The sequence below is a fragment of the Kitasatospora sp. NPDC032757 genome (assembly GCF_055579305.1).
This window is the reverse complement of the sequence record NZ_JBVINN010000038.1, coordinates 1-17,505: the sequence shown is the minus strand read 5'-3', so window position 1 is coordinate 17,505 and position 17,505 is coordinate 1. Positions and strand designations below refer to the sequence as shown.

The window sequence follows — 17,505 nt, the reverse complement described above, 5'->3', positions numbered from 1 at the left end:
CCGACGCCCGCCGGCGCCCGCGCCGCGCTAGCGGATCTCCGAACCCGGGTTGGCGGCGTCCCAGGCCTGCCGGGAGTCGACGATCGTGTCGTGGTGGTCGTAGGACCAGTCCGCCATCGCCCGGACAAGGTGGGTCAGGCTGTGGCCGAGCGGCGTCAGCTCGTACTCCACCTGTGGCGGCACGGTCGCGTGGACGGTCCGCGACACCAGGCCGTCCCGCTCCAGCCGGCGCACCGTCAGGGTCAGCATCCGCTGCGAGATCCCCGGCACGGCGCGCTGGAGCTCGCGGAACCGCCGTACGCCCTGCGCGAGTTCGACCACCACCAGGACCGACCACTTGTCGCCGAGCCGGTCGAGCAGGTCGCGGATCCCGCAGTCCACGCCGTCCTCGCACCAGACCACCGGCCGGGGGGTGGTTACCGCGGTGTGCCCCACAGACATGGAAGTGCCTCCTTACGTCGGACGCCCAGGCTACCGAGGATGGTCGCAGAGCAGGGCGCGGTGTTCGGACGCGGGCCCAGGAACGGTTCTGGAGGAATCATGCTTCTCGTCACCGGTGTCAACGGCGGACTCGGCACCCTGGTGCTGGAGCGGCTGGCGAAGCTGCCCGGCGGCCTCGACGGCGTGGTGGCCGGCACCCGCACCCCCGAGCGGGCCCCGGCGCTCGGCGTCCCCGTCCGGACGGTGGACTTCGACCGGCCGCAGACCCTGGCCGAGGCCTTCGCCGGGGTGCGGACGCTGCTGCTGATCTCGGCCGGCTACGGCGAGGACGACGTGGTGATCGCCCGCCACCGGGCCGCGATCGAGGCCGCCGAGCGGGCCGGCGTCCGGCACGTCGTCTACACCAGCCTCTCCGGCGACGGCGACCACCTCGCCTACGCGCTCGCGCACCGCTGGACCGAGCGCCGGCTGCGCGAGTCCGGGACGCTGCGCTGGACGATCCTGCGCAACGGCCTCTACGCCGAGCTGCTGGGCTTCCTCACCTCGCCGGACCGGGACGGCGTGATCACCGCGCCGCTCGGCGACGGCCGGCTCGCGGCGGTGGCCCGCGCGGACCTCGCCGAGGTCGCGGCCACGGTGGCGCTGGCCCCGCAGGGGCACGCCGGGCGGGTCTACGAGCTGGTCGGCGAGGAGGCGGTCGGCGGCGCCGACGTCGCGGCGGCCCTGACCCGGGCGAGCGGGAAGCCCGTCGAGTACCGGCCCGGCACGCTGGCCCAGGCGCGGGCGGCGGTCGCCGCCTCGGGCGCCGAAGCCTTCCAGGTGCCGATGGTGGCCGGCACCTACTCGGTGATCGCGCACGGTTTCCTGGCCGGCCCGGGCAAGCCGGGCGACCTCGCCGCGCTGCTCGGCCGGACGCCGCGCCCGGCCCTGGACGTCATCGCCGAGGGCACGGACGCGGCCTGGTGAGCCGCCCGTGAGCCGGCGTCACCCGCCGACCCGCTGAGCCGGCGTCACCCGCGGGGCTGCTGAGCCGGCGTCACCCGCCGACCCGCTGAGCCGGCGTCACCCGCGGGGCTGCTGAGCCGGCGTCACCCGCCGCCGACCCGCCGAGCCGGCGTCACCCGCCGAGGACGACCACCCGCCCGGTGCTGCGCCCGTCCGCGACCCGCTGGACGGCCTCGGCCGCCCCGGCCAGCGGCAGACGGGCGCTCACCAGCGGGCGGACCACGCCGGCCTCGGCCAGCTTGGTCAGCTCCTCGTGCGCGGCCCGGACGGCCTGCGGGTCACGGGTGTTGTAGAGGCCCCAGTGCAGGCCGAGGACGCCGTAGTTCTTCACCAGCGCGTGGTTGAGCGCCGCCGCCGGGATCTCGCCGCTCGCGAAGCCGACGACGACGATCCGGCCCTCGAAGGCGATGCACTTGGTGGACCCGGTGAACGCGGCACCGCCGACCGGGTCGAAGACGACGTCCGCGCCGCGCCCGCCGGTGGCCTCCTTGACCGCGGCGACGAAGTCCCCGGCCGTCCGGTCCACCACCACGTCGGCGCCCGACTCCCGGGCGACGGCGGCCTTCTCGGGCCCGCCGGCCACGGCGATCACCCGCGCCCCCGCCGCCCGTCCGAGCTGGACGGCCGCACTGCCGACCCCGCCCGCCGCCGCGTGCACCAGCAGCGTCTCGCCCGGCCGCAGCCCGGCCCGCCGGTGCAGCGCGAACCACGCGGTCTGGTAGCCGATGTGCAGCGCGGCCGCCTCGGCGTCGTCCAGCGCCCCGGGGGCCGGGAACGCGGCCGCCGCCTCCAGCAGCGCGTACTCGGCGAAGGCGCCGCCGGGCAGCACCGGGTTGCCGATCACCCGCTCGCCGGCGCGCTCCCCGGCCACCACCTCGCCGCACAGCTCCACCCCGGGGGTGAACGGCAGCGGCGGGCGCACCTGGTACTGCCCGCGCACCATCAGCGCGTCCGGGAAGTTGACGGCCGCGGCCCGCACCCGGACCAGCAGTTGACCCGGCCCGGGGACCGGCCGGGGGACGTCCTCGACGAGCCGCATGGCCTCCTGCGGCTCGCCCAGCTCGGTGACCTGCCAGGCCCTCACAGCGCCTTGCTCCTCTCCAGCCCCTGCTGGAGCCGGTTGACGCCGGCCAGCCAGCGGTCCGGCTCGGTGGCGCGGACGGCGTAGTACTCGGCGACCTCGGGGTGCGGCAGGACGAGGAAGCGCTCCCGGCGCACCGCGTCCAGGGTCGCCTCGGCGACGTCCTCGGCGTCCAGCGCGGTGGGCGCCAGCAGCGCCTCGCCGACCGCGCCGGTCGAGGTGAGCATGTCGGTGCGCACGCCCTGCGGGCAGAGCGCGTGGACGCGCAGGCCGCGGTGGCGGTAGGTGGCGGAGAGCCATTCGGCGAAGGCCAGTGCACCGTGCTTGGAGACGGCGTACGGGGCCGAGCCGAGCATGGTGAGCAGCCCGGCGGCCGAGACGGTGGCCACGAACCGGCCGGTGCCGCGCTCCAGCCACCGGGGGAGCAGCAGGTCGGCGGCCCGGACGTGGGCGAGCACGTTCACCTCCCAGGCGCTCGCCCAGACGGCGGCCGGGGCGCCGGCCCCGCCGACCGGGGCGACGCCGGCGTTGGCGCACCAGACGTCGATCTCGCCGAGTGCCTCGCGGGCCCGGCCGACCAGGGCGGCGACGCCCTCGGCCGAGGCGGCGTCCCCGGGGGCGGCGGTGCCGCCGGTCTCGCCGGCCACCGCGCGGGCGGCCGCGGCGTCCAGGTCGTTGACGACCACCCGGGCGCCGGCCGCCGCGAAGGCGCGGGCCAGCGCGGCGCCGATGCCCCGGCCGGCGCCGGTGACCACCACGCCCTGGCCGGCGAAGTCCGTGGTCTCCCCGGTGCCGCTCACAGCCCGCCGCCCAGGGTCACGCCGCCGTCGACCACCAGGGTCTGGCCGGTGATCCAGCCCGCGTCGGAGGAGAGCAGGAAGGCCACCGCGCCCGCGATGTCCTCCGGCACGCCGAGCCGGCCCAGCGGGTAGGCGGCGGCGACCTCCTCCTCGCGGCCCTCGAAGAGCGCCTCGGCGAACCTGGTCTTCACCACGGCGGGCGCGACGGCGTTGACCCGGATGCCCTGGCCGCCGAGTTCGGCGGCCAGCTCGGTGGTGAGCCGGATCAGCGCGGCCTTGGACACCCCGTACATGCCGATCCCGAGCGAGGAGCGGATGCCCGCGACCGAGGCCACGTTGACCACCGAACCGCCGTGCTCGCCCATCCATGCGGCGTGCGCACGGCGCGTCCAGGCGAGCGGGGCCAGCACGTTGACGGCGAGGATCTTGGCGGCGGCCGCCTCGTCGGTGTCCAGCACCGGGCCGTAGACCGGGTTGATGCCGGTGTTGTTGACCAGGTGGTCCAGCCGTCCGAAGGCCTCCAGGGTGCGGGCGACCGCCTCGTCCTGGTGGGCCGGGTCGTCGGCCTTGCCCGCGATGCCGATGGCGACCTCGGGGCCGCCGAGGTCGCGGACGGCCTCGGCGAGCGGCTCGGCGTTGCGGGCGGTCAGGCAGACCCGGGCGCCGCGCGCGACCAGCTCGCGCGCGATCCCGAGGCCGATGCCCCGGCTGGATCCGGTGATGACGGCCACCTGGCCCTTGAAGGAGTGCACCACGGAGGTCCTTTCACGTGCTCCGGCCGCGGGGGCGGCCGGTCGGTGTCGCCGGGGCGGTGTCGCCCGGGGGTGTCGCCCGGGTGGTCGTTCCCGGCCGGTGGCGGCCCGGCCGGGTGTCCGGGTCGGGCTCTGACTAAGCGCTTGCTTAGCATGCTGTCGGTGCGGGACCCTGTCAACAGTCCGCAGCGCCCGCCCGTCACCGACGACGGACCGTGCGACCGGAATGCCTGTACGACCGATCTGGGAGGATGGCGCCATGACCAGCACGCCCATCGCCGACCTCTGGCCCGCCCTGCCCGGCGGCGCCGACGCCCGCCCGGAGGCGGCGTACCGGCTGCTCCAGGCCGCCGTCGAGTCCTTCGCCGAGCGCGGCTTCCACGCCACCACCACCCGCGACATCGCCACCGGTGCCGGTATGAGCCCGGCCGCGCTGTACATCCACTACCCCTCCAAGGCCGCCCTGCTGGCCGAGATCAGCCGGGCCGGCCACGCCGCCACGCTGGAGCTGGTCCGGTCCGCGGTGGCCGGCGGGGGAGACCCGGTGGCCCGGATGCGGCGGCTGGTCGAGCAGTTCACCGCCTGGCACGCCCGGGCCCGGACGGTCGGGCGCGTGGTCAACTACGAGCTGCACGCGCTCCCCGAGGACGCGTACGCGGTGGTCGCCGCCCTGCGGCTGGACATCGAACGCGAGGTCAGCGACCTCATCGAGGAGGGCGCCGCGGCCGGCGCCTTCGAGGTCGCCGAGGTGCGGACGGCCGCCCGCGCCGTCACCTCGCTGGGCATCGACGTCTCCCGCTGGTACACCGGGCGCAGCAGCGAGACACCGGAGGAGCTCGGCCGGCGCTACGGCGACCTGGTGCTGCGGATGCTCGGCGCGCGGGTCTGACAGCTGGGGTCTGATGGCTCAGGTCTGACGCTTCAGGGCTTGACGGCTCAGGGTCTGACGGCTCAGGGCTTGACCGCGGTGTGCACGTACCAGGAGACGTGGTCCCGGATCTGGTACATCTCCACCACCGACCGCAGGCCGAGCCACCGCTCGGCCGGGCCGAACAGTCGCAGCAGCGCGTACGGCGCCCGGAAGTACGCGTAGAGCGCGTCCGAGGTCGGGCGGTAGCGGGCGGTGGCGTCGAGCGCCTCCTCGATCCGGAAGCCCGCCCCGGTCAGCAGGTCGTTCAGGCTCCGGGTGTCGTACCGCTTCGCCCCCGGGAACGACATGGCGTCCAGGTACGGCTCCAGCACCGCGCGGTCCTGGGGGCTCATCTCCTCCGCCGGCGCCCCGACCGGCCCGAGGATCACCAGCCGGCCGCCCGGCCGCAGCACGCGGTGGAACTCGGCCAGGGCGCGCGCCGGGTCGTAGGCGTGCACCAGGGTCTCCATGGAGTACGCGCCGTCGAAGGAACCGTCGGCGAACTCCAGGTCGTGGTAGTCGCCCCAGGAGAAGGTGGTCCGGTCCTCCAGCGCGGCCCGGACGCTCAGCCGGCGGGCCTCCCGGACGTGGAAGTCCAGCACGTCCACGCCGGTGATCCGCAGGCCGAACCGCTTCGCCAGCTCCCGCGCGACCACGCCCGCGCCGCAGCCGGCGTCCAGCACCCGCGAGCCGGCCGGCAGGGCCAGCTTCCGGCCGAGGACACCCTCCAGCTGTCGCTGCGCCCGCCAGCAACGCCATTTGGACTGCCCGGGCTCCGTCCACCCCCAGTGCCGGGCGTTGCGGCAGACCGCCGTGTAGAACAGCCGGCTGCCCGGCCGTCCGTAGACGCGCCGGAGTCCGGTGAGATCGAGTTCGCCGCTGGCCATCTGCACCCGCCCGGTGATCCGCTGCCGTGCGCCGCCGTCTGCGGCGCGCCGCCGTCCCGCCCAAGCTACCGATGCGCCCCCGCCGGCGCTGGCCCGATGCGCCCGTCCGGGTGTCGCGGACGGGGGCGGCCCGCCCTTGACCGGGCTCGGAGGTGCGCGGAGACTTGTGTACAAAGTATGCGTGCCTCGTAGGTGTACGTGCCCCCGTCCGCACCGCGGATCCGGGACCCGACCACGTACCCGAAGCGAACCCCTCCCCGTGGGCGGTCTGCCCCCCGACCGGCGGCCCCGACGGGGCCGACACCCGACCCGGGCCGGTGCGGCCGGTCGCGCCCGTGAGCGATCACAGCGGGCGTGGGCGCCACGCGGGGCCCGGGCGGCAGAGAGGGGAGGCGCCGAGATGCCCTTCCACTCCAAAAGTCCGGTCCGCCCGCTCTTCTGGCTGGAGATCGCCCTGGGGAGCCTCTCCGGGCTGCTCTTCCTGGTCACCCTGGTCTGGCGGGACTGGATCGAGCTGCTGCTCGGTCTCGACCCCGATGCCGGCAGCGGCGCGGCCGAGTGGCTGATCGTCGCCATCACTGCCACGGTCACCGTCGCCTGCGCCGTCGGTGCACGGACCGAGTGGCGCAGGACCCATCCGGCCGCCGCCCGGGCAGCGCGGTGACGGCCGACCCAGGGAAGGAAAACCACCATGCCTGATGGCACGCCTGCCGTGACGCCGGAGTCCATACCCGACCTGGTCCGGCAGGCCCCACTGAGCTTCGTCGGCAGGGTCACCCGGCTGGGCGGCACGCCCATGGCGGCCGTCACCGCCGACGAGCGGACCGCGGTCGTCCAGGTCGACGAAGTGCTGCACGCACCCGAAGCGTTCCGCAGACTCGCCGGAAGCGAGGTCACCGTCCAGCTGTCCGCCGACCTCGCCCCGCCGGCGGTCGGCGATACGGCCGCGTTCTTCACCAAGGGCGCGGTCTACGGCGAAGGGCTCGCCGTGGACGAGGTCGGACGGCTGCCCGCCGACGACGTCCAGCCGCACCTGACCCTCGCGGCCACCACGGCCGACGCGATGCCCTTCTCGGCCGTGCTGCGCGGCATCAGGGACGAGGACATGACCACCCACGCCGGTGAGGCGGACGCGGTGGTCATCGGCACCGTCGTGGGCCTGGAGAAGCTGCCGGGCAACGAGGGCCGCCCGATCTCCGAGCACGACCCCGACTGGTGGCGGGCCCAGCTGGACGTGAGTCACGTGGAGTCCGGGGACGTCCCCCCGGGACGGCTCTCCGTCCTCTACCCCAACAGCCGGGACATCCACTGGTACCGGGTCCCGAAGCCGAGTCCGGGACAGCAGGGCATGTGGATCCTGCACGCCACGGAGGGCGCCGAGGACGAGTCCGCCGCCCTGCGCGATGCGGCGCGATTCCAGCTGCTCCATCCCGACGACTGCCAGCCGACGCGGATGCTCGCGGTGCTGCAGGAGCGGAGGTGAGCCGTCGTGCCCACACTGAAGATCGTCAACATCACACCGAGGTCGCTGAGCGGTGACATCAGCCAGAAGGGTGAGCCCAACCTCGCGGTCAACCCCGAGAATCCCGACGAGCTCGTCGCGACCGCCTTCACCCCCGACCCGATGGGCGGCCCGCTCGCGCCGATCTACGTCTCGACGGACGGCGGCGACACCTGGGTGCTGAGGAACGTCGTCCCCGGTGGTGTCCCCGGCACCGGGACGGCCGACATCACCGTCGGCTTCACGCCCACGGGCGGCACCCTCTACGCGGGGATCCTCAACGCCCGGCTGAGCACCGCGACCCGTCTCCGGATGCAGATCCTGCGGACGCCGGACCCGCGATCGACGACGCCGATGCAGATCCTCGTCGACCGCGGCGGGCCGGACCAGCCCTGGGTCGTCACCGAGGCCGTAGCGAACGGCAACGGCCGTGGCCGGGTCTACGTCGGCAGCAATGACTTCGGTCTGAGTGGCGGACGCACCGCCTCCGTGGATGCCTCGGACGCCTCCCCGGCCGCGCCGGCGCCGTCCGGGTTCGTGGCCACGCCGATCGAGCGGCGCTCGACCACCGGCCAGGACGGGCCGCCCGTGCGGATCGCCGTGCATCCCGACGGCACGGTGTACGCGGTGTTCACGAGCTGGCAGAACCGGACCGGACCCAACCTCCGCAACATCACCTTCGATGTCGTGGTGACCCGGGACGACAGCGGGGGCGTCGGACCCAACCCGTTCCGGTCCCTCACCGACTCGAACGGGATCGCCGGCCAGAAGGCCGCGGCCCAGCGGTTCGTGGTGTTCGACGACGAGATCGACGGGCAGCGCCTCGGCGGTGACCTGACGATCGCGGTCGACCCCCGCGACTCGGCAAGCGTCTGGGTAGCCTGGTGCGACCGCGTCGGCGGGCCGGCCGGGGTGGACAACACCCTGCATCTGCAGCACTCGGCCGACCGGGGCCGGACGTGGTCCGCCGCCCGCACACCGCCCGTCAACTCCGTGCCCTCCACGGCCATCAACCCCGCGCTGGCGGTCAACTCCGACGGCCTGGTGGGGCTGCTCTACCAGGAGTTCGTCGAGGACCAGTGGCGGACGGTGCTGGAACTGACGGCCGACGGCTGGCAGACGGCGCCGGCACGGCAGGTGCTGCACCAGGCCGCGCTGAGCCCGTCGGTGGGCCTGAACGGGAAGCCGTTCCTCGGTGACTACATCCGGATGATCACGGTCGGCCGGGACTTCTACGGCGTGTTCGCGGGCGACAACCTCCCGGACAACGCCAACTTCCCGGCCGGCGTGACGTACCAGCGCCGGGCCAACTTCGTGACCCGTCAGCTGTTCGACATCGATGGCGTCCACCGGGTGCCGACCTCGCTCGACCCGTTCTTCTTCCACCGGGCCGCGTAGCCCTCGGCACTGCCGCGCCGCGTAGTCCACGGCAGTGCCGCGTAGTCCACGGCACTGCCGAGGCGCCCGCCGGCCGGCGGGCGCCTCGATCGCAGTTCAGACCACTGTGGTCGGTCGGTGTTCGGTCCGGGGCTCAGAGCGCCGCCAGGCAGAACTGGACGAGCCCGGCGTCGACGTCGAGGACGATCTGCTCCATCTCGGGCCAGAGCGGCTGGAAGATCGTGCCCCACTCGACGGTGAAGGCGAGGATCTTGCCCTTCTCCGGGTCGACGAGGTGGCGCGAGAACGCGTAGTCGTCGCTGGTTCCACTGGTCGGGTACAGGTGGAACCCGGACATCGGCTTGTAGGTGCGGCCGCGCACGCCGTGCAGTCCCCGGCAGAACTGTTCGGCGAGCAGGGCGGCGTTGTCGGCGTCGACCTTCTCGATGAACTCCGCGTAGGCGAGGTCGCCGGCCACGCCGCGCTTGCCGTCGAACATGGGGTTGCGGAAGTTCATGGCCGGTTCGATGGACTGGTTCTCGTCGTCGCCCCAGACGAAGAGGATGTCCTCGGCGTGACTGTGCACGTCGACGAACCAGCGCGTCCGCGGGAACTCGTCGAGGAGCCAGCGGACGTTGCGGGTCTCGGGCTCGGAGAAGGCGTGCGGGCCCTCGTACACCTGGCGGTCGCGCGGATCGGCCGAGACGCGCGGGCCGGCGGTCGGCGCGAAGGCGGTGGTGAAGTCGAAGAGGAAGTCGAAGTTGCGGTTGATGTCGACGCCGATGCATTCCGGGCGGCCCCCGGCGTTGGCCGGGTTGCGGTTCTTGCGCCACATCGCGTCGACGCTCTGGCTGTAGCGCCGGCCGTCCGGGTTGACGAGCGGGAAGATGACGAGGTCCCGCTCGTTCAGTACGCGTTGGACCTGGTCGGCGGTGAAGGTGGTACCGCCGTAGGCGAGACCGGTGTGGGAGTCGTAGGCCTCCAGCAGGTCGGCCGCGAGGTGGATCAGCACCTCGCAGCTGCCCCACTCACGCGCGTGCAGACCTCCGGTCAGGACGACGCAGTCCTTGGGGGCCAGGGACTCGGCGCCGATCCGCAGGGCGTGGCTCGTCCGGCCCTCGACGGTGCGTTCGGGCAGCTCGATCAGGCCGGAGAGGGAGGGGAACGCGGTGGAGAGGCTGGCCACGGCGGACTCGACCTCGGTGACGTTCAGGTAGGACATGGCGGGTCAGTCCCTCACCTTGACGGCCAGGCCGCGCGGACGGGCGTCGGCAGGGGCGAACCGGTCGCCCTCACCGACCTGGGCCTGGGCGAGGCGGCCGGCCTCGGAGGCGTTCTGGATCTCCTCGACGGTCACGCCCTCGCGTTCGAGGGCCGTGACCTGGTCGGAGGGGACGTAGGCATCGATGCTGCAGCGGCCGTCCGGCTCCCGGGTGGGGTGGCCGCCGACGTCGGGGCGGACCTCGCGGAGCAGCGCGCGCAGGGTGTCGGCGTCCTTGGCGGTGACGCGGACACGGAGAATGTCGTAGCGGGCAGTGGACATGGCGACCTCTTTCGGGCGCCGTCGGGTCTCACATCAGCGATTCCGACGGCGCGGGGCGCTGATGTACGTGTATGTCCGATGTGTACCTCGTATCCTCAGCGTGCGCTTCCGCCGTAGAAGGAGTCAAGGGGATCCTGCGGCATCCCGCCCAGCAGGCGGTCCAGGCCGGCCAGCAGCTCGCGTTCCTCGTCGTAGTCGGAGAGCCGCGGGACGAGTGCGCGCAGCCGGGGGTAGTCGGCGGCGGGCAGCCGGTGCAGGCCCAGGCGCAGCAGCGGGTCCGGCTCGTCGGGGTTGTCGACCACCTGGCGCTTGTCGACCAGGAGGAAGCCGACGTTCCAGGCGACGAAGGCGCGGTAGACGGTGAGCGCGGCGGAGTCGTCGAACCCGGCCCGGCCCAGCACGGCGAGGATGTGCTCGGTGAGCTGGAGCGCCGGCGCGGGGCGGCGGGCCACCGGGACGATGAGCGGCCGGGTGGCCACCAGCGGCAGGATCGCGGGGTGGGCGTGGGCGACCGAGGCGAAGGCGCGGGCGATCCGCTGCAGCTCCGCGCGCCAGGCCGGGACCGCGGGATCGGCGGGGGTGGCGCCCCGGACCGCCTCGGCCGAGCTGCGCAGCCGGTCGTTGATCTCGGCGAAGAACGCCTCGACCAGCCCGTCGAGCAGCGCCTCCTTGCCCGGGGTGTAGCGGTAGAGCGCCATCGACTCGACGCCGAGGCCGGTGGCCAGGCGGCGCATGGTCAGTGCCGCCAGCCCCTCCTGGTCCACCAGTGCGACGGCGGCCGCGAGCACCAGCGGGCGGCTCAGGCGCCGCCGCTTCTCGGGACCGTCCAGCTCCACCATGTCCGCACTCCTCGCACGCCGGTCAGGCGGATGGGACGAGATGGGACCAAGGATACAAGGTAAATATCGGGCATACGGCCCACGCGCCGGTCGGTCCTCAGTGCTTGCGGCCGACGCCGGCGTACATCCAGCGGGTGGTGCCGGTGGTCGGGCCGTCCGGCCGCCAGAGCGGGACGAAGTCGACGCCGGGCTCCAGGAGCTCCCAGCCGTCGAAGAGCCCCTCGACCGCGGTGCGGCCGCGGTCGGTGATCCCCGACGCGGTGTTGTCCCAGGTCTTCGCCACCTCGGCGGCCCGCTGCGGGTTGCCCTCGGAGGTGCTGTGGGAGACCAGCAGGTGGCTTCCCGGGGCGAGCCGGCTGTGGATCGCCCGGACCGCGGCGCGGGCGTGGTCGTCGTCGACGAAGTGCAGGACGGCGAGGAGCAGGACGGCCACCGGCTGCGAGAGGTCGATCAGCCTGCGCAGCTCGGGGCGGTCCAGCAGTTCGTCCAGGTCGCGGAGGTCGCCGGTCAGGACGGTGGTGGAGCGCTTGTCCGAGAGGAGGGCCCGGCCGTGGGCGAGCACGATCGGGTCGTTGTCGATGTAGACGACCCGCGCGTCGGGGGCGATCTCCTGCGCGACCTCGTGCACATTGCCCTGGGCGGGCAGGCCGGAGCCGATGTCGATGAACTGGCGGACGCCCGCCTCGACGCAGAGCCGGACGGCGCGGCGAAGGAAGGCGCGGTTCTCGCGGGCCGCCTGCGGGATGTCGGGGGCGGCGGCGATGGCGTGCTCGGCCGCGGCCCGGTCGGGCGGGAAGTTGTCCTTGCCGCCGAGCCAGTAGTCGTAGATGCGGGCCGGATGCGGACGGTCGGTCTGGAGGTCGGTCACATCGCTGGAGCCTCTGGCGTCGAACATCCGGTCCCCTCCGGTGAACTGAACGGCTGTCATCCGCGCGGGGCGGGACGTCGGCCGGTCTGGCGTCCACGCATGATAGCGGGCCCGGTCCGCGGCGGTGCCGGCCGCGTCTCCCGTGGATAGGGGTTCATCTCTGCATGTCCATGACGTTAGAGTGCTGCGACGTCAACAGCCCACCGGGGGAGTGGAGTTCCATGGACATCGCGCGCAGGTCGATCCTCAGAGGCTCCTCGGCGGCCGGTGCCGCGCTGGTGGCGGCCGGTGCGCCCGCCGCAGCGGCGGCGCCCGCCCCGGACGCGGCGCCGGGTGCCACCCCGCTGCTCCAGTCCACCCCGCACCGGCTCGGGGCGCCGAGCGTGAGCGGGCTTCACCTGCAGTTCGGGACGGACGCCTCGTCCGAGATGATCGTCTCCTGGATCACCCCGCAGTCGGTGCGGCGTCCGCACGTCCGGCTCGGGTCGCCGGACGGCGGCCTCGGCCGGGTGGCCGACGCCGAGACGCGGACCTACCGGGACGCGCTCTCCAAGGAGGAGGTGTACGTCCACCACGCCCGGCTTTCCGGGCTCCGTCCGGCGACCACCTACCTGTACGCCGCCGGCCACGAGGGGGCGAGCCCCGAGACGGGATCCTTCACCACCGCGCCGCGCGGCCGGGCCGCCTTCACCTTCACCAGCTTCGGCGACCAGGCCACCCCCAACCTCCGGCGGCAGGTCGTGTTCCCGGACGGCGTCCCCTCGCCGCTCGGCCGGTACCCCGTGTTCACCAGCAGCCAGGTCGGGACCGCGGCGTCCGCCGACATCGTGGCGGCCGTCGAACGGGTCGGCCCGCTGTTCAACCTCGTCAACGGGGACCTCTGCTACGCCTCGTACAGCGGCCGCCACGGGCAGAGCCGGGTCGCGACCTGGGCGGACTGGTTCATCAACAACAGCCGCTCGACCAGGCTGCGCCCGTGGATGCCGTGCGCCGGCAACCACGAGAACGAGGCCGGCAACGGCCCGATCGGCGCCGAGGGCTACCAGACGTACTTCACGCTGCCCGACTCCTCGGCCTCCCTCGACGAGGAGACCCGCGGGATGTGGTACGCGTTCACCGTCGGCGCGGTCCGCTTCATCAGCCTCGCCAACGACGACGTGGCGATCCAGAACAGCGGCGAGACCTACCTGCGAGGCTACTCCGGCGGCGCCCAGCAGCGCTGGCTGGAGCGTGAGTTGCGGGCCGCCCGGGACAGCCGGGCGGTCGACTGGATCGTCGTCTGCATGCACCACCCGATGATCTCCAGCTCCCTCCACGGCAGCGGCAGCGACCTCGGGATCCGCGAGACGTGGGGCCCGCTGTTCGACGCCTACGGTGTGGACCTCGTCGTCAGCGGCCACGAGCACTACTACGAGCGCTCCCACCCCGTCCGCGGGACCCTCCCCAACGACACCCGCACCCCGGTGCCGTCCGACACCCGGCTCGACCTGATCGACACCGACCGCGGCACCGTCCACATGATCATCGGCGCCGGCGGCAACGCCGCCACCACCCAGGACGACCTGTTCGAGCAGCCCAAGGGCCGGGTCGTCGTCGCCCTGGAGGACAAGCCGCGCCCGCCCGCGCCGTACCGCGAGTCGATCTGGGTCACCGAGGACGCCCCCTGGGCCGCCGTCCAGGACCGCAAGCACACCCACGGCTTCGCCGCCTTCGACGTCGACCCCGGTGACCGCCGCAGCGGCCGCACCCGCATGCGGGTGACGTACTACACCTTCGACGGCCCGCACGGTGACCTGACCCCGGTGGACACCTTCACCCTGGAACGCAGCCGCTCCGACGTCCGGGGCTGAGGCGGGACGCCCGGAGCCGGGGTGAGGGCGGGGCCTTCGGTCCGCACGGACGGACGGTCGGCGGGGACGGACGGTCGGCGGGGACGGCCACAGCAACCGCACCCGCCGACCGGCCGCCCGGGGTCGCAGGGGCGGGGAGGGAGGGGAGGGGAGCGGTCAGCAGCCCCAGTCGACCTTGTAGAAGCTCGCGTAGTGGTCCGAGGTGTAGTAGTCCTCGTGGTAGACCCGGCCGGTGATGACCCGTCGCGCGCCGCGGGTCGGGCTGCCCGGGGTGATGACGGTGTACTCGTGGTAGTAGCCGGAGGACTTGGAGGGCAGGATGCGCTCCCGGTTCTGGAAGACGACACCGTCCTGCGAGTACGGGAACGGGCCGCCGGCGTCGATCAGGTCCAGGGTGTCCCAGGCCTGGCTCGGCAGGTCGGACAGGCAGACGCTGCCGCTGACGGCGGCGTGGGCCTCGGTGGCGGACACCGCGGTGGGGGCGAGGGTGAGCAGGCCGACAACGGCAACGGAGGCGGCGCGGGTCTTCAACGCGCGTAGAGCAGTTCGCATGACAGCAGTGTGAATCGTTGTCAGGTGCAGGAGGAAGGCTTGCCGGGGTGGTACGGAAACACTTCATTCCCGCGTAACTGTCCCAGAACCGGAACGACTTGTGGCGTACCGCCATCATGAGCGTCCTGGCGCTGCGGTCCTGTCACCCGGGGGTGCCGCCGGTCGGGTCCGGCTGCGGGTACCTGTGGTGCCGGCTGCGGGGCCGGCTGTGGCGCCGGCCCGAAAAGCGGTTGACGCCTCCCGGGGTTCGCGGTCGGATGGCACCCCATGAGCACAGGGCAGATGCACTCCGGCCGGCACCCCATCGACGAGACCCTCGTCCGGCGGCTGGTCGCCGCGCAGTTCCCGCAGTGGGCCGGGCTCGCGGTGGAGCGGCTGCCGTCCGGCGGCACGGTCAACGCCGTCTACCGACTGGGCGACGCGATGGTCGTACGGCTGCCGATGACGAGCGGCGGTGCCGAGGACGTGTCGATGGAGCGGAGGTGGCTCCCGCGCCTCGCGCCCCTGCTCCCCACGGCCGTCCCCGAGGTCCTCGGGGCCGGGGAGCCCGCCGAGGGCTACCCCTGGCCGTGGTCGGTGTACCGCTGGCTCGCCGGGGAGCACCCCGAGGCGGGCGACCTGAGCGAGCCCGTGCTGCTGGCCGAGGACCTGGCCGGGTTCGTGACCGCGATGCGGGCCGTCACCCTGCCGGGTGCGCCGCCCGCCTACCGCGGCGGGCCGCTCGCCGCGCTCGACGCGGCGACCCGGCGGGCGATCGAGGCACTGCGCGGCCTCCCGGAGGAGGGCGTCGACGGTGCTGCCGTGACCGCCGCCTGGGAGGAGGCCCTGCGGGCCCCGGGTTGGGACGGGCCGCCGGTGTGGCTGCACGCCGACCTCATGCCCGGCAATCTGCTGGTGGCCGGCGGCAGGCTGAGCGCCGTGATCGACTTCGGCTGCACCGGCGTGGGAGACCCGGCCTGCGACCTCTTCCCGGCGTGGAACCTGCTGCCGGCCGACGCCCGCAAGACCTTCCGCGAGGCCCTGGGGGTGGACGACGCCACCTGGACCCGCGGCCGGGGGCTGACCCTCTCCCAGGCGCTCATCGCCCTGCCGTACCACCGCAGGACCAACCCGGCGATGGCACGGAACGCCCGGCACGTGATCCGGGCCGTGCTGGAGGAGGGCTGAGGCTCCCCCGGCCGCTCCCGCCGCTCGACGGAACCGGCCGGCCCGTCGCCCCGGCCGAGGCCTCACTCCTTCGGGCCGCGACCGCGCGCTCAGCCGGCGGCGCCGCCGAACCAGCGTGGCAGCACACCGAGCAGATCCTGCTGGTCGTCACCGACCCACGCCACGTGGCCGTCCGGCCGCAGCAGCACCGCGGGGACGTCCAACTCCTCGCTGACGTCGACGACGTGGTCGACCCGGTCCGCCCAGCCCTCCACCGAGAGCAGGCCGGTCCGGTCGAGCAGCAGCCCGCGGCCGCCGCGCATCAGCTCGTACAGGCGCCCCTGCTTCAGCGTCACATCCCGCAGCCGCCGGCCGAGCAGGTCGTGGCCCTCGCCGAGGTCGTAACGGACCCCGACCGCGGTGATCATCTCCGTCACGGAGCGGTTCACGTCCTCGAAGTCCAGCAGCTCGGAGAACAACTCCCGCAACGCCCTGGCGCCCGCGGTGTCCTCGAGCAGCACGCCCTGCGCGAGGGTGCTGCCCAACACGCGGGCGCCCTCCGCGTGCCGCTCGGCGTGGTAGCTGTCCAGCAGCCCCTCCGGCGCCCAGCCGTTGACCTCGGCGGCCAGCTTCCACCCGAGGTTGAACGCGTCCTGGACACCGAGGTTGAGCCCCTGTCCGGCGGTCGGCGGGTGAATGTGCGCCGCGTCGCCGGCCAGCAGCACCCGGCCGACCCGGTAGCGCTCGGCCTGGCGGGTCGCGTCGCCGACCCGGGACAGCCAGCGCGGTGAGTGCGCGCCGAAGTCGGTGCCTGCGAACGCCCGCAGCCGCTCCTTGAACTCCTCGAAGGTCGGCGCGGCCGTCCGGTCCTCGGCCGGCCCTTCGGCGGGAACGATGACGCGGAACACTCCGTCCCCCAGGGGAACGGCGCCGAACCGGACGTGCTTCTTGCGGATCTCGGCCATGACGGCGGCCATCGCCGCCGGCTCCGCCGTCACCTCCACATCACCCAACAGCGTCTCGACCTTGGTGGGCTCACCGGGGAAGCCGACGCCGAGCAGCTTGCGCACCACACTGCGGCCACCGTCGCAGCCGACGAGGTAGCGGGCCTGCAGCCGGGCGCCTCCCCCGCCGGCTACGCCGTCAATGGCGGAGGTGCCCCCACTGGCCAGTTCGACGCTCACCCCGTCCTCGTCCTGGCTCAGCCCGACCAGTTCGCAGCCGCGCCGGATCTCGGCGCCGAGCTCGACGGCACGCTCGGTGAGCAGCCGCTCGGTGACCGTCTGCGGGATGGCGAGGCCGTACGGGTGCGCGGTGTCCACCCGGCCCGGCCAGGGCTTGACGATGGCGGCGAAGAACCCGCCGGCCTGGAACTTCTCGCCGACCGCGAGGAACCGGTCGAGCATGCCGCGCTGGTCCAGCACCTCGATGCTGCGCACGTGCAGGCCGCGTGCGCGGGACTGCCCGGTCGGCTCGGCCAGCCTCTCCAGCACGACCGTCCGCACCCCGGCCAGCTGGAGTTCGCCGGCCAGCATCAGCCCGGTCGGTCCAGCGCCGGCCACGATCACGTCGATCATCACAAACCCCCGTCAACTTCCACAGAACCCGGCTCAGGCCGGTCATTCTGCTGTACGACCAGGGCCTTGCCGCAAGCCCCCTGGTGCGCTATAAGTTGAGAGTGGCAAGGAGTGGGCAACCTCCTTGCCTTTGTCTTTTGTTGAGCGCTGCGGGCGGATGTCCTCCCCGCGAAGCGGCGGCGCGGCCCTGCATGTGGTGTGTCCCGTGAGGCGCGGCCCTGCGTGCGTCGGGTGCTTTTGATCCGGCCGGGGGAGTGGGGGGGGGGGGGGGGGGGGGGGGGGAACCCCCACCCCCGGTCGACGCTTGTGGGGGAATAGGGGGGGGGGGGGGGGACAGTTGAGAGGGTGTTGTTTTCTGGAGGAGGGTCGGGGGAGG

The 17,505-nt window shown here is 73.7% G+C and carries 18 protein-coding genes; 7 read left to right on the top strand and 11 right to left on the bottom strand.

What is annotated here, in order from left to right:
* Window positions 1-27: 27 nt before the first annotated feature.
* Window positions 28-441 carry a winged helix-turn-helix transcriptional regulator gene (locus ACZ5WK_RS31175; RefSeq protein ID WP_465552363.1) on the bottom strand — a complete coding sequence of 138 codons (414 nt, stop codon included), beginning with the start codon at window positions 439-441 and terminating at the stop codon, window positions 28-30.
* A 99-nt stretch (window positions 442-540) separates the two neighbouring features.
* On the opposite strand from ACZ5WK_RS31175, the gene ACZ5WK_RS31170 reads away from it, so the two are divergent.
* Window positions 541-1,407, top strand: a complete 867-nt coding sequence (locus ACZ5WK_RS31170) for an NAD(P)H-binding protein (protein ID WP_465552361.1) — start codon at window positions 541-543, stop codon at window positions 1,405-1,407.
* 151 nt (window positions 1,408-1,558) lie between these two features.
* Here the strand turns inward: ACZ5WK_RS31170 and ACZ5WK_RS31165 are convergent, their stop codons facing one another.
* The 3 genes from ACZ5WK_RS31165 to ACZ5WK_RS31155 are packed head-to-tail and all read right to left on the bottom strand — an operon-like array spanning window position 1,559 to window position 4,082.
* Window positions 1,559-2,530, bottom strand: coding sequence for an NADPH:quinone oxidoreductase family protein (locus ACZ5WK_RS31165; RefSeq protein WP_465552359.1), 972 nt, complete (start codon window positions 2,528-2,530; stop codon window positions 1,559-1,561).
* Window positions 2,527-3,327, bottom strand: coding sequence for an SDR family oxidoreductase (locus ACZ5WK_RS31160; RefSeq protein ID WP_465552357.1), 801 nt, complete (start codon window positions 3,325-3,327; stop codon window positions 2,527-2,529). The genes ACZ5WK_RS31165 and ACZ5WK_RS31160 overlap by 4 nt, the downstream gene beginning before the upstream one ends.
* Window positions 3,324-4,082, bottom strand: a complete 759-nt coding sequence (locus ACZ5WK_RS31155) for an SDR family oxidoreductase (protein WP_396325222.1) — start codon at window positions 4,080-4,082, stop codon at window positions 3,324-3,326. Before ACZ5WK_RS31155 ends, ACZ5WK_RS31160 begins: the two co-directional genes overlap by 4 nt.
* A gap of 256 nt (window positions 4,083-4,338) precedes the next feature.
* Between ACZ5WK_RS31155 and ACZ5WK_RS31150 the strand changes: the two genes are divergently transcribed.
* A complete protein-coding gene (locus tag ACZ5WK_RS31150) occupies window positions 4,339-4,968 on the top strand; it encodes a TetR/AcrR family transcriptional regulator (protein WP_465552355.1) in 630 nt (209 codons plus the stop codon).
* Window positions 4,969-5,030: 62 nt separating this feature from the next.
* Here the strand turns inward: ACZ5WK_RS31150 and ACZ5WK_RS31145 are convergent, their stop codons facing one another.
* Entirely contained in the window at window positions 5,031-5,876 is an 846-nt protein-coding gene (locus tag ACZ5WK_RS31145) for a class I SAM-dependent methyltransferase (protein ID WP_465552484.1), read from the bottom strand.
* A gap of 400 nt (window positions 5,877-6,276) precedes the next feature.
* Here ACZ5WK_RS31145 and ACZ5WK_RS31140 point away from each other — a divergent pair, with 400 nt between their 5' ends.
* The 3 genes from ACZ5WK_RS31140 to ACZ5WK_RS31130 are packed head-to-tail and all read left to right on the top strand — an operon-like array spanning window position 6,277 to window position 8,775.
* The gene (locus tag ACZ5WK_RS31140) at window positions 6,277-6,540 is read left to right on the top strand and encodes an ABC transporter permease (protein ID WP_465552353.1); all 264 of its coding nucleotides are present in this window, start codon (window positions 6,277-6,279) and stop codon (window positions 6,538-6,540) included.
* A gap of 27 nt (window positions 6,541-6,567) precedes the next feature.
* Window positions 6,568-7,359, top strand: coding sequence for a hypothetical protein (locus ACZ5WK_RS31135; RefSeq protein WP_465552351.1), 792 nt, complete (start codon window positions 6,568-6,570; stop codon window positions 7,357-7,359).
* 6 nt (window positions 7,360-7,365) lie between these two features.
* Window positions 7,366-8,775: a hypothetical protein gene (locus ACZ5WK_RS31130; protein ID WP_465552349.1), complete on the top strand. Its 1,410-nt coding sequence runs from the start codon at window positions 7,366-7,368 to the stop codon at window positions 8,773-8,775.
* Between the two features lie 133 nt (window positions 8,776-8,908).
* Here the strand turns inward: ACZ5WK_RS31130 and ACZ5WK_RS31125 are convergent, their stop codons facing one another.
* The 4 genes from ACZ5WK_RS31125 to ACZ5WK_RS31110 all read right to left on the bottom strand — a co-directional run bounded on the left by ACZ5WK_RS31125 (window position 8,909) and on the right by ACZ5WK_RS31110 (window position 12,031).
* Complete coding sequence (locus ACZ5WK_RS31125) at window positions 8,909-9,976, bottom strand: M14 family metallopeptidase (protein WP_465552348.1); 1,068 nt, start codon at window positions 9,974-9,976, stop codon at window positions 8,909-8,911.
* A 6-nt stretch (window positions 9,977-9,982) separates the two neighbouring features.
* On the bottom strand, window positions 9,983-10,297 hold the full coding sequence (locus tag ACZ5WK_RS31120; RefSeq protein WP_465552346.1) for a hypothetical protein: 315 nt from the start codon (window positions 10,295-10,297) through the stop codon (window positions 9,983-9,985).
* 95 nt (window positions 10,298-10,392) lie between these two features.
* Window positions 10,393-11,136 carry a TetR/AcrR family transcriptional regulator gene (locus ACZ5WK_RS31115; RefSeq protein WP_465552344.1) on the bottom strand — a complete coding sequence of 248 codons (744 nt, stop codon included), beginning with the start codon at window positions 11,134-11,136 and terminating at the stop codon, window positions 10,393-10,395.
* Between the two features lie 97 nt (window positions 11,137-11,233).
* On the bottom strand, window positions 11,234-12,031 hold the full coding sequence (locus tag ACZ5WK_RS31110) for an SAM-dependent methyltransferase (RefSeq protein WP_465552342.1): 798 nt from the start codon (window positions 12,029-12,031) through the stop codon (window positions 11,234-11,236).
* Between the two features lie 194 nt (window positions 12,032-12,225).
* On the opposite strand from ACZ5WK_RS31110, the gene ACZ5WK_RS31105 reads away from it, so the two are divergent.
* Window positions 12,226-13,854, top strand: a complete 1,629-nt coding sequence (locus tag ACZ5WK_RS31105) for a purple acid phosphatase family protein (protein ID WP_465552340.1) — start codon at window positions 12,226-12,228, stop codon at window positions 13,852-13,854.
* A 156-nt stretch (window positions 13,855-14,010) separates the two neighbouring features.
* Here the strand turns inward: ACZ5WK_RS31105 and ACZ5WK_RS31100 are convergent, their stop codons facing one another.
* On the bottom strand, window positions 14,011-14,406 hold the full coding sequence (locus ACZ5WK_RS31100; protein WP_465552338.1) for a guanyl-specific ribonuclease: 396 nt from the start codon (window positions 14,404-14,406) through the stop codon (window positions 14,011-14,013).
* A gap of 267 nt (window positions 14,407-14,673) precedes the next feature.
* Between ACZ5WK_RS31100 and ACZ5WK_RS31095 the strand changes: the two genes are divergently transcribed.
* On the top strand, window positions 14,674-15,573 hold the full coding sequence (locus tag ACZ5WK_RS31095; protein ID WP_465552336.1) for an aminoglycoside phosphotransferase family protein: 900 nt from the start codon (window positions 14,674-14,676) through the stop codon (window positions 15,571-15,573).
* Between the two features lie 89 nt (window positions 15,574-15,662).
* On the opposite strand, the gene rox is transcribed toward ACZ5WK_RS31095, so the two are convergent.
* Window positions 15,663-17,129, bottom strand: coding sequence for a rifampin monooxygenase (gene rox, locus ACZ5WK_RS31090; RefSeq protein WP_465552334.1), 1,467 nt, complete (start codon window positions 17,127-17,129; stop codon window positions 15,663-15,665).
* Window positions 17,130-17,505: the final 376 nt, after the last annotated feature.